Annotated in this window: 13 protein-coding genes; 9 read left to right on the top strand and 4 right to left on the bottom strand. The window is 41.2% G+C overall.

Features of this window, described 5'->3' with window-relative positions; genetic code table 11:
- Window positions 1–62: 62 nt before the first annotated feature.
- The gene (moaB, locus tag N5852_RS04995) at window positions 63–599 is read right to left on the bottom strand and encodes a molybdenum cofactor biosynthesis protein B (protein WP_262099324.1); all 537 of its coding nucleotides are present in this window, start codon (window positions 597–599) and stop codon (window positions 63–65) included.
- A 472-nt stretch (window positions 600–1,071) separates the two neighbouring features.
- On the opposite strand from moaB, the gene N5852_RS04990 reads away from it, so the two are divergent.
- The 9 genes from N5852_RS04990 to N5852_RS04950 all read left to right on the top strand — a co-directional run bounded on the left by N5852_RS04990 (window position 1,072) and on the right by N5852_RS04950 (window position 7,804).
- On the top strand, window positions 1,072–1,674 hold the full coding sequence (locus tag N5852_RS04990; RefSeq protein WP_262099323.1) for a DUF2062 domain-containing protein: 603 nt from the start codon (window positions 1,072–1,074) through the stop codon (window positions 1,672–1,674).
- Window positions 1,671–2,087, top strand: a complete 417-nt coding sequence (gene acpS / locus N5852_RS04985; RefSeq protein ID WP_262099322.1) for a holo-ACP synthase — start codon at window positions 1,671–1,673, stop codon at window positions 2,085–2,087. The genes N5852_RS04990 and acpS overlap by 4 nt, the downstream gene beginning before the upstream one ends.
- A 206-nt stretch (window positions 2,088–2,293) precedes the next feature.
- Entirely contained in the window at window positions 2,294–3,118 is an 825-nt protein-coding gene (gene lepB / locus N5852_RS04980) for a signal peptidase I (RefSeq protein ID WP_262099321.1), read from the top strand.
- 23 nt (window positions 3,119–3,141) lie between these two features.
- Window positions 3,142–3,843, top strand: coding sequence for a ribonuclease III (gene rnc / locus N5852_RS04975; protein ID WP_262099320.1), 702 nt, complete (start codon window positions 3,142–3,144; stop codon window positions 3,841–3,843).
- A gap of 8 nt (window positions 3,844–3,851) precedes the next feature.
- Window positions 3,852–4,763, top strand: a complete 912-nt coding sequence (gene era / locus N5852_RS04970) for a GTPase Era (protein WP_262099319.1) — start codon at window positions 3,852–3,854, stop codon at window positions 4,761–4,763.
- A 159-nt stretch (window positions 4,764–4,922) separates the two neighbouring features.
- Entirely contained in the window at window positions 4,923–5,672 is a 750-nt protein-coding gene (gene recO, locus N5852_RS04965; protein ID WP_262099318.1) for a DNA repair protein RecO, read from the top strand.
- 72 nt (window positions 5,673–5,744) lie between these two features.
- Window positions 5,745–6,590, top strand: coding sequence for a pantoate--beta-alanine ligase (panC, locus tag N5852_RS04960; RefSeq protein WP_262099317.1), 846 nt, complete (start codon window positions 5,745–5,747; stop codon window positions 6,588–6,590).
- Window positions 6,591–6,888: 298 nt separating this feature from the next.
- Window positions 6,889–7,221, top strand: a complete 333-nt coding sequence (locus tag N5852_RS04955) for a hypothetical protein (RefSeq protein ID WP_262099316.1) — start codon at window positions 6,889–6,891, stop codon at window positions 7,219–7,221.
- 28 nt (window positions 7,222–7,249) lie between these two features.
- On the top strand, window positions 7,250–7,804 hold the full coding sequence (locus N5852_RS04950; RefSeq protein ID WP_262099314.1) for a copper chaperone PCu(A)C: 555 nt from the start codon (window positions 7,250–7,252) through the stop codon (window positions 7,802–7,804).
- A gap of 79 nt (window positions 7,805–7,883) precedes the next feature.
- Here the strand turns inward: N5852_RS04950 and N5852_RS04945 are convergent, their stop codons facing one another.
- The 3 genes from N5852_RS04945 to N5852_RS04935 all read right to left on the bottom strand — a co-directional run bounded on the left by N5852_RS04945 (window position 7,884) and on the right by N5852_RS04935 (window position 12,395).
- Window positions 7,884–8,954 (bottom strand): alpha/beta hydrolase family protein, encoded by a 1,071-nt coding sequence (locus tag N5852_RS04945; RefSeq protein ID WP_262099313.1) that lies wholly within the window; start codon window positions 8,952–8,954, stop codon window positions 7,884–7,886.
- A gap of 187 nt (window positions 8,955–9,141) precedes the next feature.
- Window positions 9,142–11,424 carry a glycine--tRNA ligase subunit beta gene (gene glyS / locus N5852_RS04940; RefSeq protein ID WP_262099312.1) on the bottom strand — a complete coding sequence of 761 codons (2,283 nt, stop codon included), beginning with the start codon at window positions 11,422–11,424 and terminating at the stop codon, window positions 9,142–9,144.
- Entirely contained in the window at window positions 11,424–12,395 is a 972-nt protein-coding gene (locus N5852_RS04935) for a glycine--tRNA ligase subunit alpha (RefSeq protein WP_182419624.1), read from the bottom strand. Before N5852_RS04935 ends, glyS begins: the two co-directional genes overlap by 1 nt.
- Window positions 12,396–12,527: the final 132 nt, after the last annotated feature.

The following is a 12,527-nucleotide window of genomic DNA, read 5'->3' as shown; positions in this document are numbered from 1 at the left end:
TTTCTAAATTAAATATAAAATTACGAATAAGTGCCAATTTTAACCCCTAATTTCGTGACGTTTTAAAGATGTTCTTTCAACCTTGGCATCAAATCCACAAAATTGCTTGGCTTTTGGCGGCTATCAAGCTGGCCTTGCAATATGCCTTTCCAAGCATCTTTACAAGCACCAGGTGAGCCAGGCAAACAAAAGACAAAAGTTGCATTAATTAAACCAGCAACAGCTCGTGACTGCACGGTAACACTGCCAATAGTACCAAAAGAAACCATATGGAAAAGGGTTGAAAAACCATCCATTCGCTTATCAAATAAAGGCTCGATTGCTTCTGGTGTTATATCACGGCCTGTAAAACCCGTACCGCCAGTTGTGATGATGATTTGAATGGAATCGTCGATCGCCCATTTTGTAACCTGCGCTCTAATATCATCAATTTCATCGCGAACAATTGCCCTCTCTGCCAAAACATGACCAGATTTTTGCAAATTTTCCACTAAGATATCACCAGAGCGGTCATCTAATGGTTTGCGTGTATCAGAAATAGTGAGGACTGCAATAGTAAGGGGCGTAAAGCTTAAGGTTTCATCTATCCAAGTGCTCATAACAGGGCTTTCTAAAAATTCACTACGCGTATAATCGATATCAATGAGTTAAATAGCAGTTTTTTTATAAAATGTCTAAATGCCAAAATTCTTATCATACAACACTCTATATGGCTCTATGCATAAAACCTCTATCAATTGTAATTTTTGAGAAATGAATTATATACTTAAAGCTATGATGAACCAGTTCATAAAACTGAAAATTTAAGCCAATATAAACCCTCTTATAAAAGGTCAAACTTTGTGCTAATCAAGCGTTGTTTACAATAAGTTCGACTCGCAAAATTGTCCCACCACCAATATTCACAGCTATATTTAGCTCTTAGCGACGCAATTGGTGATTTACTAAAAAGGAAATTTTTAGCCAAGAAGGCTATTTTAAAATGTCGTATTACATTGTTTTTTAATTTTGAAAATATTGGATTTAAATTGTTTATAATTTCAAACTACAAATTTGGCGAAGAATAAAAAAATGCTTTTTCGTCGTCGTTACCCAGCCAATTTTCGTGAGCGTGTGCGCCTATCCGTTTGGCCGCGCCGCTCTTTTAACCGTTCTTTTCGTTATTTTGGCAAACGCATTTTACGCTTTTCTGGCTCTCCGCATGCTATCGCTTTAGGGTTTGCCATTGGTATTTATTCGTCCTGCACACCTTTTATTGGCTTGCATATTTTTATCGCGGTGTTTTTTGCTTGGATCTTGAAAGCCAATATTCCAGCAGCAGCCATTGGTACAGCCTTTGCAACACCGTTTATTCCTGCTTTTTTTGCCTCAACCTATGCAGTGGGGCGCATGGTAATGCAAGCAAGTGGTAATGATGTTGCGCTCTCGTTTGAAGAATTTTCACATCATTTGAGAACGTGGAATTTTGTAGAATTATGGGATGTCTTTATCCAACTTCTGGTAGGGTCAGCATTGATTGGTGCCATTTGTGCAACATTAAGCTATACTGCGGTTTACTGGTTAACATTTCGCTTTCGCAAACGCCAAGCAGAGCGTCGCGCGGAAAAAATCCGCGTCAAACAAATGACGGGTTTTGATGAAATAAAAGCATTTCCAGAGGATTACTTGCCATGATTATCGGTATAGGGAACGATATTATCGACATAAGACGGGTGGAAAAAGTATTAGAACGCCATGGCACACGTTTTATCAACCGTGTTTTTACCGATGTTGAACAAAAAAAATCTGAAGGGCGCAAACAACGCGTTGCGTCTTATGCCAAGCGTTTTGCAGCTAAAGAAGCGTGTGCAAAGGCCTTGGGAACTGGTATTTCACGCGGTGTTTGGTGGAAGGATATGGGCGTTATCAACTTGCCATCGGGTAAACCGACAATTGCTTTAACTGGCAATGCAACAATTTTTTTGAAAAACTTGATGCCCAAAGATCATGAAGCGATTATTCACCTCACGATTACCGATGATTTTCCTTGGGCCCAAGCATTTGTGATTATTGAGGCACTTCCTTTAGGGGATAAGGAAGTATCGTGATCAAAAAAACACTTTATACCTCTTTTAACTTAATTTAGTTTGCATTACATGCTAAACCAAAAACGACACAAATTATTGAAGCCTTTAGTAACACGTCATGTTTTCTTTCATTAAAGTGGCAAAGTTAAATAAAAGGCAAAGAGATAACGGCATTCACTTTTCTAGTTAAAATGCTTTTATGATAAAACACAGCGGATAGGCGAGATATGACTCAAACACAAGTGCCAAAAAATCCAGACGAATTAACAACTGGTGGTATTTTTGAAATTATAAGCATTGTACTACAAGCTTTAATAATAGCTGTTGTTATTAGAACATTTTTGTTTCAGCCATTTACAATTCCTTCAGGCTCAATGCGTCCAACACTTCTTGTCGGCGACTATCTTTTTGTCTCAAAATTTTCTTATGGTTACTCAAAATATTCGTTGCCGTTTTCACCGGATCTTTTTTCGGGACGCATCTGGGGTAGTGAGCCAAAACGCGGTGATGTGCTCGTATTTCGTTTACCAAGCGACCCCTCGATTGATTATATAAAACGCGTTGTTGGTTTGCCAGGCGACCGCATTCAAGTAACTGATGGGGTATTGTATATTAACGACAAAGCGGTTGAACGTACAAAAGTTGGTGAAACGATTGATGTGGACATGATTGGTGACATGCCAAGAACAAATCGCTTATTTGATCCCAAACTTGATCAACCCGTGATTGTCTATCGTGAAAAAATGGACAATGGTGTTGAATATAACACTTTTGATCTAGGGCTATACCCTGGCGACAACACCAATGTTTACACGGTTTCGCCGGGTCATTATTTCATGATGGGTGACAATAGAGATAATTCCGAAGACAGTCGTTTTTCAGTTCGTCAAGTTCCATATGAAAATCTTATTGGACGGGCAAATATTATTTTCTTCTCTATCGGCAATGGTGCATCAGCTTGGCAATTGTGGAAATGGCCATTTGACGCGCGTTGGAGCCGAATGTTTAGCTTTGTACAAACCATAAAGGACGTTCCTACTGGCCAAAAATAGGCGCAGTTTTCGGATAACAAAAAATGAATAAAAAAATTATTGCTGCTCTTGAAGCAGCTACGGGGCACAAATTTACCGATATTGAGCGCTTAACCAGAGCGCTTACCCATTCCAGTGTACAAAGTAGTGAAATTGGCAATTACGAACGCTTGGAGTTTTTGGGTGATCGCGTTTTAGGACTCGTTATTGCAGAAATGCTTTGTCAAACTTTTCCAAAGGCGGTCGAGGGCGAGTTGTCAGTACGACTAAACTCGCTGGTTAACGCAGAAACCTGTTGTGAAATTGCCTTTGAACTTAACCTACCCGATATTATCCATATGGGAGCGGAGATGAAAGTGCTTGAGGGCCGCCGCCTTACCAATATGTATGCGGATGTGGTAGAAGCTTTAATTGCTAGTATTTATCTTGATGGTGGTCTTGACAGCGTTCGGATTTTCGTTGACCGTTACTGGGGTGAACGTATGCGCCAAAGCGAAACGCAAAGACGCGATGCCAAAACCGAATTGCAAGAATGGGCGCACCAACAAAACGGTGCGCAACCCCTTTACCGTGTATTAAAGCGTAAAGGGCCGGATCATGATCCAGTCTTTGAGGTTGAGGTACGCATATCAGGTTTTGCACCAGCAAGTGGCAAGGGTGGATCGAAACGATTAGCGGAACGAGCAGCTGCCGAAAGTTTATTATGCCGTGAAGGCGTGTGGACCAATGAAAACGATGAAGAATAGAGTAAAAAATGGATAATATGGATAAAGGCGTGACACGTTCGGGGTTTATCGCCTTAGTTGGTGCGCCAAATGCAGGAAAATCAACTCTTTTAAACCAGCTTGTGGGGACAAAGGTTTCAATTGTTACCCATAAGGTGCAAACAACCCGTGCCATGGTGCGCGGTATTGTTATCCATAACAATGCACAAATTGTTTTTATTGATACGCCAGGTATTTTTAAACCAAAAAAACGCTTAGATCGCGCAATGGTCACCACCGCTTGGGGCGGCGCAAAAGACGCAGATATGACCTTTGTTTTAATTGATGCGCAAGCGGGCCTTAATGAAAATAATGAAGCTTTGATTGATAGTCTTGTAAACCTTCATCGTCCTAAAATTCTTATTCTCAACAAAGTTGATTGCGTACCGCCTCCAAAATTGTTGGAGTTAACCGCACAAATTAATGAACGGGTTAAATTTGAACGTACTTTCATGATTTCAGCGCTTAAAGGCTATGGCTGTAAGGATGTTTTGAATTATTTAGCAGAATCTTTGCCAGAAGGGCCTTGGTATTATCCTGAAGATCAAATCTCCGATATGCCAATGCGTCAACTTGCGGCTGAAATTACCCGCGAAAAACTTTATTTACGCTTGCATGACGAGATTCCTTATTCTTCCACCGTTGAAACTGAACGCTGGGAAGAGCGCAAAGATGGCTCGGTAAAAATCGAGCAGGTGATATTTGTTGAGCGTGAAAGCCAAAAGAAAATTGTGCTTGGCGCAAAGGGCGAAACCATCAAATCCATCGGCCAGTCGGCACGCAAGGAAATTGGACAAATTTTAGAACAAAATGTCCATCTTTTCCTTTTTGTTAAAGTGCGTGAAAATTGGGGGGATGATCCTGAACGTTACCGCGAAATGGGTCTTGATTTTTCAAAATAATAACGGTTCTTTAGTTGGAAAATCATTTTCAAATCTTTATATAATAGAAAAAGAGGCGTGATGTTATTACGCCTTTTTTATATAAAATCTAGCTTGATATTTTTTAAAAGCTTCAAGATTACCAAGATCAAAGTCGCAATGACGAAAGTTAAATAACTAATGGAATGGCATGACGAAGCAATTATTTTGGGCTTGCGTCAACATGGTGAAACCAGCGCCATCGTTGAAGTCATGACACCGCATCATGGTCGCCATATGGGTGTGGTTAAGGGTGGCCGTTCCAAACGTATGCAACCAATGCTACAACCAGGCAATAAACTACGCGTGCAGTGGTGGGCGCGCCTTAATGAGCATATGGGTAGTTTTCGGGTAGAAACTTTGGATTTTTCTGCTGCTCGTTTAATTGATTTGCCGCTTGCCCTTTATGGCTTACAAACTGCGTCGTCACATTTACGACTTTTGCCCGAACGCGACCCCCATGCCGGTCTTTATGAAGCCTTGCAACTATTATTATCCTATGCAGATGATCCATTAATGCTTGCTGAAATATTATTGCGTTTTGAGTTACGCTTACTTGAAGATGTGGGCTTCGGGCTTGATCTTTTATCCTGTGCAGCGACGGGACAAAAAGAAGATCTCATTTATGTATCCCCCAAATCTGCGCGCGCTGTTTGCCGCGAGGCAGGCTTACCATGGCATGATAAACTGCTGCTTTTACCAGATTTTTTATGCTCCTTGCAAAAACGTCCTTCGCAATTATCCGATTTCAAAAGCGGCTTTGCTTTAACCGGCTATTTTTTAACCCGTCATGTTTGGGAACCACGCGGCATAGCACCGCCGATTGTACGCGAAAAATTCCAAACCCATTTACAACGTTTTTTAAAAAAACAAAGCCTTACCGAGGCTTGAACGCATTGAACTGAAGAATATATCACCAAATGCGCCATAATTCTTATTTTACAAACAGCACAAAGTACAAATATGCAAATTATTACAACAATCACGCAATTACGCGAAATCTTACAACAAAATCGCAATGGGTCTAAAACCATCGGCTTGGTGCCAACAATGGGTGCACTGCATATTGGTCATTTAACCCTTGCGCGGCAATCGCTCGCGCAATGCGATAAAACTGTTGTGTCAATCTTTGTCAATCCAAAACAATTTGGGCCGGAAGAAGATTTTGACGCCTATCCTCGTGATTTAGTCAAAGACGCAGCTTTACTTGAGGCGGAAGGGGTTGATTATTGCTTTGCGCCAAGTGTTGAGGAAATGTGGCCAAGTGGCAATTGCAGCCATGTGGAGGTGGAAGGATTATCTGATATGCTTATGGGCTCTTTGCGCCCTTTGCACTTTCGTGGTGTCACCACTGTGGTTGCCAAATTATTTAATATTATACAACCCGATTATGCCTATTTTGGTGAAAAGGATTTTCAACAAATTACAATCATTAAACGCATGGTGCAAGACCTAGCCTTTCCAGTTAAAATCATTGGTGTGCCCACCTTGCGTGATAGCGATATGGTGGCAAGCTCGTCACGTAATACATTATTAACCCCAGAAGACCGCATTGCCGCAGCTATCATCCCACAATCTTGGCAATCGGCTGATATAGCCTTTAAAAATGGCGAGCGTAGTGCCCAAAAGCTTAAAGAAATAACCCGCGAGGTATTGCAAAGGGAACCACGTGGTATCATTGAAGCAATTGATTTGCGTGATTGCGAATCGTTAAGTGATGTTGAGGGGAATGTGACTGGTGCAGCTGTTTTGTTACTAACCGTTCGTTTTGGATCAGTGCGCCTTATTGATCAACATGTTCTTAACTGATAGCAGATACGCTTTAATGAACACCATATTCTAGCTAAACTCTATGGCGTGTTTTTTTGTCACATTGCTTAAACTTATCAACTGCGTTTAAACAGCTATGGAGTTGGTAAAAACCAATTTGCGTTACCAATTTATATTAATTGAATAAACTTACCATTTTTTAAAATGGCAGAAGCTGGCAAGGAATAAAAGGCTGCCTAGTAATAGCACACCAAAGCCGTTATTTAATATCAAACAGCAGCACCATTTTTTGCTATCTATGGTGCTTGTGCTGTCGGTTTTATTGCAAGCTATTTTTATGGCCTATGGAGCACTTGGCCATAGAAGCCAACTCGATCGCCTAGAATTTTTAGCAACCAGCATTTGCAGCCAAGATATAGACAAAAATACAGCAACGCATATTCGTTCGCCACAAAGCCATAAGCAACAAAGTCAACATGATCATTGTTTGCAAGGCTGCTTTTTATGTGCATTTTGCCTAAGCTATCAAAATGTCAAAGGCAGTTGCGCCCATGACAACATTGATGGCCATCTCATTACATGGCTGCCTATTACAGCAAATAGCGTAGAAATACATTATGCCAGCAATCAAGCCCGTGCACCGCCCGTCTTCATAAATATAAGCACTTAAACTAAATAATCTATTTATGGAGAATATAATGACATTTTTATGTAACGCTAGCGCCAACAAAACCACGCTATTTAGTAGCATTGCTGCAATTATTTTAGGCCTTTTTACAATTGTATCGGCGCAAGCACATGAATACAAAGCTGGTAATCTTGAAATAATCCATCCATGGTCACGCGCTACAGTACCAACGGCCAAGGTTGCAGGTGGTTATTTTAAAATTATCAATAAGGGTGATGTTGCAGATAAGCTAGTTAAAGTAACCGCCGACCTATCTGATGATGTGCAAATTCATGAAATGGCTATGGTAGATGGCGTTATGAAAATGCGCCATTTAACCGATGGAATTGATATCCCAATTGGCGGCGATATTGAGTTTAAGCCAGGCAGCTATCATATTATGTTTATGGATTTAAAAAATGGCCTAAAACAGGGCGAAAAATTTAAAGGTAAACTCTATTTTGAAAAAGCTGGTGAAGTGGAAGTCGATTTTAAAGTGGAAGCGATGGACACGAAAGCCATGAACCACGATCACCACACCCCAAATAAAGATCAGGCTGAACAAGCTCACGATCACAAGCATTAATAATTTTTGCTTTTATTACTTTGTAAAAACGCGCCCAATGGAAAAATCCATTGGGCGCGTTTTTTCATAATAGGTCTATTTATTCTCGAACAATATTTTTTGAAATTTCATTTAATTCAGCTTCAGAAAATGAAATATTGCTGGCTTCACCTGTATCGGCATTAATTTTTTGTGCAATTAATGCCACAGCTGGCTGCAAATAGTTAAAATGATCAGCATTGGGAACTTTATTAATGAAGAATGGAATTTGCTTATTTTGTGCATAACGCGCCACTTCTTCAAATTCGTCCCACCAGCCTTCACTGCCTTCAAAATAAAAAGTTGGTGACTTTATGTCATTGATAAACAGACGCGGCGAGCGAATAGCCAAGGCTTCGTCAGTTTTAACAAATGGTAAACCAACACTGATGCGCCCATATTGTAAGCGCAATTTTAAATCTGGAATTCCCCCCAATGAGAACGCTGCTCGAAAACCATCGATATATTCGTTACCAAGCAAAGTATTCGTTCCGCCAGTACTATGGCCAATAAGATAAATCCGATCTTTATCGACATAGGGTTGGCTTTTTAAATAATCCAGCGCTGATTGCAGATCGTCTAATTCACCCATAAACATTTCAAATGTTCCAGGATTATGATTTTCGCCGCGAAATGATGGTACCATCATAATAATGCCAGCATCGCGCAGGCCTTTACCACTTTGATCATTGCTTGCTTCAATATCTTCCCAGAAAAAATCACCAATACCACCATAGCCACCATGCAACCAAATAACAGCAGGATGTTTTTTACCATCCTTTGGATCAGGGCTGAGGAAAGCGGCAAGATTACCATCTTTGGCAGGATAATTTACCAGATTAAAAATATCTGCAGGAGGCGTGCCAGTATCTTCTGGTTGAAATACTTTTCTATAAAATGTTGCTGGATAATTCTTGTGGGCCTCACGCAAACTCACTGGCGACAATTCATAAGACAAATGATCGGCTGAAACTATCTGTTTAACATAATCCAGCACTTGATTTAAAAATGGTATTTCATCGCGCGTTGGCAAAGAGTAATCGCCATCGGCTATTTTTCTTCCATAGGCTGCGCCCCAAATGGCAGCACAAATTACCAAAATTATAGTAAATATTTTTTTTATAAACCTCATAAAAAACCCCTCAAGTGTAAATCTTGAGGGATTTTTAATAGCTTATTCTATGTGATGCAATAGATCGGCTAATTACATTGCAATATTATTAGAATATCAACAAAACGGCCTACTTTATTGCAAACTGGATTTAATAATTTACAAATAATCCATTTTATATTTTATTAGTTCATGCGTTACGCATTTTTTAAGCAATAACCAATTTGCTAAAATCAGCAAGTTGCGCGGTTAATTTTTGAATGCACTCAAGCAAGGCTAGGCGATTTGCACGAATGGCAGTGTTTTCATCATTGACCAAAACATCGTCAAAGAATGCATCAACCGGCGCACGTAATTGAGCAAGACTTGCCAAAGACATGGCATAGTTATTCTCACTCATGAAACGGGCGACTTCTTGCTCGCTTTTTTGCACGGCTTGATAAAGTGCCTTTTCTTGGCTCTCAATCAACAGGCTTGTGTCCACTTGATCGGCAATTTGCGTATTCTTTTTCTTTTCAGCTTCAAGAATATTAACTGCCCGCTTAGTGCCTGCAAGCAAGTTGCCACCATCATCTGTATTAATAAACACAATCAATGACTCAATGCGGCGCGCAACCTGTAATAAGTCATCAGCAAGGGGAGTTAACACTGCATCAATTGCGTCATAACGTGCGCCTTCATCCTTGATGTGGACTTTGAAACGCTCATGCATGAAGCTAAGTAAATCAAGGATGATTGGCTCGATTTTGCTATTTAAATCTTGGGTAATGCGATCTTCTTCCATGCGTAACGCATTGTCAAAGTCTTGATTACCATCAACCTCACCAGATTTTTCGCTGCGCAAATTGGCTTCATAGGCGAACAGAGCATTTTCAATATGTGAGCGCATATGCAAGTTAAAAGCAAAGCGCAGCAAAGGTAATAAATTGATTTGCTTTTCTTTAGCTAGCACTAAACGAATCACACCAATTGCTGCTCGACGCAATGAATAAGGATCTTTTGAGCCGGTAGGCTTTTCATCAATGAACCAAAAGCCGCAAAGCGTGTCAATTTTATCAGCAAGAGCTACTGCAATGGAAATAAGCGAGTGGGGAACGCTATCTGTTGGACCAATCGGTTTGTAATGTTCTTCAATGGCGCGAGCAACTTCCTCACTCTCACCTTGCAAGCTTGCATATTTACGCCCCATAACGCCTTGTAATTCTGGGAATTCACCCACGGCTTCGGTTTGCAAATCTGCCTTAGCCAGCAAAGCAGCACGGCGCGCCGTTTGCGGATCAGCCGATAATAATGGTGCAATTTCCTGTGCAAGCGCGGCAATGCGCGTAACACGGCTGCCTTGCGTACCAAGTTTTGCATGGAAAGTCACATGTAAATGGTCCAGACGCGCCATTCTTTGATCAAGTGGCTTTTGAAGGTCTAGCCCTAAGCGGTTAGCTGATAGACTAAGCTTATTTAAATCCGGCAAATCAGCTTGATCGGTGTGCCAGAAATAAAGTGCATCGGAAAGGCGAGCGCGCACAACACGTGCATTCCCCTTAACGATTTCTTGGCCATTATCACTCGCTTCAATATTAGAGACAAGAATAAAATGGTTGGACAACGCTTCAGCCTCGCCGCGAGGGCGGGTTACAAAGCATTTTTGATTGGTACGAATAGTAAGGCGAACAATCTCTGGCGGAATAGCCAAAAATTCAGGCTCAAACTCACTCATCAAAACAACTGGCCATTCAACAAGACCTGCAACCTCATCAGCAAGTTGCTCATCTTCAACTAGCTCAAGCCCCTTGGCAAAGCAAAGATTACGCGCATCTGCCAAAACAATTTCGCGGCGGCGCTCGGCATCAAGAATAACCTTAGCATTTTCAAGCTTGGTAACATAATCTTCAAAGCGGCGCACCGTTATGGGTTCACCGTCACTTAAGAAACGGTGGCCATAGGTAAAGTTGCTACTTTTAATGCCATCAACTTCAAAATTGACTATTTCTGTTTCGCCTATTTCAGGGCCAAATAAGCAAATAATTGAATGTAATGGCCGTACCCATCGCAAATTGCCATTACCCCAACGCATAGATTTAGGCCAAGGGAAATTGCGAATAATATCAGGCATTATTTCAGCAATAATATCCTCAGCTTTACGGCCAGGCTTGTTTATTTTGGCAACATAAAAATCGCCTTTTTTAGGATCATTGACGATTTCTGCTCGTGAAATATCATCAAGACCACTTGAGCGTAAAAAGCCAGCAATGGCGGTCTCAGGTGCTTTAACTGATGGGCCTTTACGCTCTTCAGCAATATCTCGTGATTTTGCGGTAAGGCCGCGCAAATCCAAAGCGAGGCGGCGCGGCGTATAATATTCACGCGCGGCTTCATAGGTAAGACCTGCATCAACCAAACGGTCAGTTACCATTTTTTTTAAATCTGCGGCTGCTTTTTTTTGCATGCGCGCAGGAATTTCTTCAGAAAATAATTCAATTAATAAGTCGGGCATTATAGATCTCCACGATTATAATTGGCGCCACCAGCTTCGGTTTGCAAAAATGCTTCGCCGCACCGGCGAGCAAGATCACGTACACGCAAAATATAGCTTTGTCGCTCGGTTACAGAAATAACTCCGCGCGCCTGTAAGAGATTAAAAATATGGCTGGCTTTTATACATTGATCATAGGCTGGGAAAACACAACGATGTAAACCGCCTTCTTCCAAAGGCTTACCAGCGTCAAGAATAGCCGCGCATTCCTTTTCGGCATCAATAAAATGGCGATGCAATATTTCAGTATCGGCTATTTCAAAATTAAACTTTGAAAACTCTCTTTCCGATTGCAAAAATACATCACCATAGGTGATTTTCTCATCGCCTTCTCGACCATTAAAATTAAGGTCATAAACATTTTCAACACCTTGCAAATACATAGCAAGACGCTCCAAACCATAGGTGAGCTCGCCTGAAACGGGCGAACACTCAACGCCACACACTTGCTGAAAGTAAGTAAATTGCGATACTTCCATACCATCGCACCAGCATTCCCAACCAAGCCCCCATGCGCCAAGCGTTGGGCTTTCCCAATCATCTTCAGCAAAGCGCACATCATGCAAATTGGTGTTAAGGCCAATAGCATTTAAGGAGCCAAGATATAGCTCTTGCAAATCTGGCGGTGATGGCTTTAACAAAACCTGAAATTGATAATAATGCTGTAAGCGGTTGGGATTTTCGCCATAGCGCCCATCAGTTGGACGGCGTGATGGTTGCACATAAGCAGCTTTCCATGGGCGCGGCCCCAAAGAGCGCAAAGTCGTTGCTGGATGGAATGTGCCAGCGCCTACTTCCATGTCGTAGGGTTGCATAATCGCACAACCATATTTTGCCCAATAGTTTTGGAGCGTTAGGATAAGTCCCTGAAAGGAACGGCTTGGATCAAGATAATTTTGATCCTGATGACTTGGTTCAAGACTTTTGGGCAGGCTCACAACAAAACCCCTTTTAAAAACTGCTATAAAATTCGCATTAATGTTTTTGGCATAATGCAATTATAGAAGCAATACAATATCAAAGGCAAATGGGGCTTTAGATATTTAGCAAAAGAACGGTTACTA

Origin of the sequence: Bartonella sp. HY328, assembly GCF_025449335.1 — a bacterium.
In the GTDB taxonomy this organism is placed as follows: domain Bacteria; phylum Pseudomonadota; class Alphaproteobacteria; order Rhizobiales; family Rhizobiaceae; genus HY038.
This window is presented reverse-complemented; position numbering and strand designations above follow the sequence as displayed.

What these genes read in the sequence shown, in the direction of transcription:
- N5852_RS04955 (WP_262099316.1), top strand. Translation starts at nt 6,889, where the DNA reads ATGGCCTATGGAGCACTTGGCCATAGAAGCCAACTCGATCGCCTAGAA.
- glyS (WP_262099312.1), bottom strand. Translation starts at nt 11,424, where the DNA reads ATGCCCGACTTATTAATTGAATTATTTTCTGAAGAAATTCCTGCGCGC.
- lepB (WP_262099321.1), top strand. Translation starts at nt 2,294, where the DNA reads ATGACTCAAACACAAGTGCCAAAAAATCCAGACGAATTAACAACTGGT.
- N5852_RS04945 (WP_262099313.1), bottom strand. Translation starts at nt 8,954, where the DNA reads ATGAGGTTTATAAAAAAAATATTTACTATAATTTTGGTAATTTGTGCT.
- N5852_RS04950 (WP_262099314.1), top strand. Translation starts at nt 7,250, where the DNA reads ATGACATTTTTATGTAACGCTAGCGCCAACAAAACCACGCTATTTAGT.
- acpS (WP_262099322.1), top strand. Translation starts at nt 1,671, where the DNA reads ATGATTATCGGTATAGGGAACGATATTATCGACATAAGACGGGTGGAA.
- panC (WP_262099317.1), top strand. Translation starts at nt 5,745, where the DNA reads ATGCAAATTATTACAACAATCACGCAATTACGCGAAATCTTACAACAA.
- N5852_RS04990 (WP_262099323.1), top strand. Translation starts at nt 1,072, where the DNA reads ATGCTTTTTCGTCGTCGTTACCCAGCCAATTTTCGTGAGCGTGTGCGC.
- recO (WP_262099318.1), top strand. Translation starts at nt 4,923, where the DNA reads ATGGAATGGCATGACGAAGCAATTATTTTGGGCTTGCGTCAACATGGT.
- era (WP_262099319.1), top strand. Translation starts at nt 3,852, where the DNA reads ATGGATAATATGGATAAAGGCGTGACACGTTCGGGGTTTATCGCCTTA.
- moaB (WP_262099324.1), bottom strand. Translation starts at nt 599, where the DNA reads ATGAGCACTTGGATAGATGAAACCTTAAGCTTTACGCCCCTTACTATT.
- rnc (WP_262099320.1), top strand. Translation starts at nt 3,142, where the DNA reads ATGAATAAAAAAATTATTGCTGCTCTTGAAGCAGCTACGGGGCACAAA.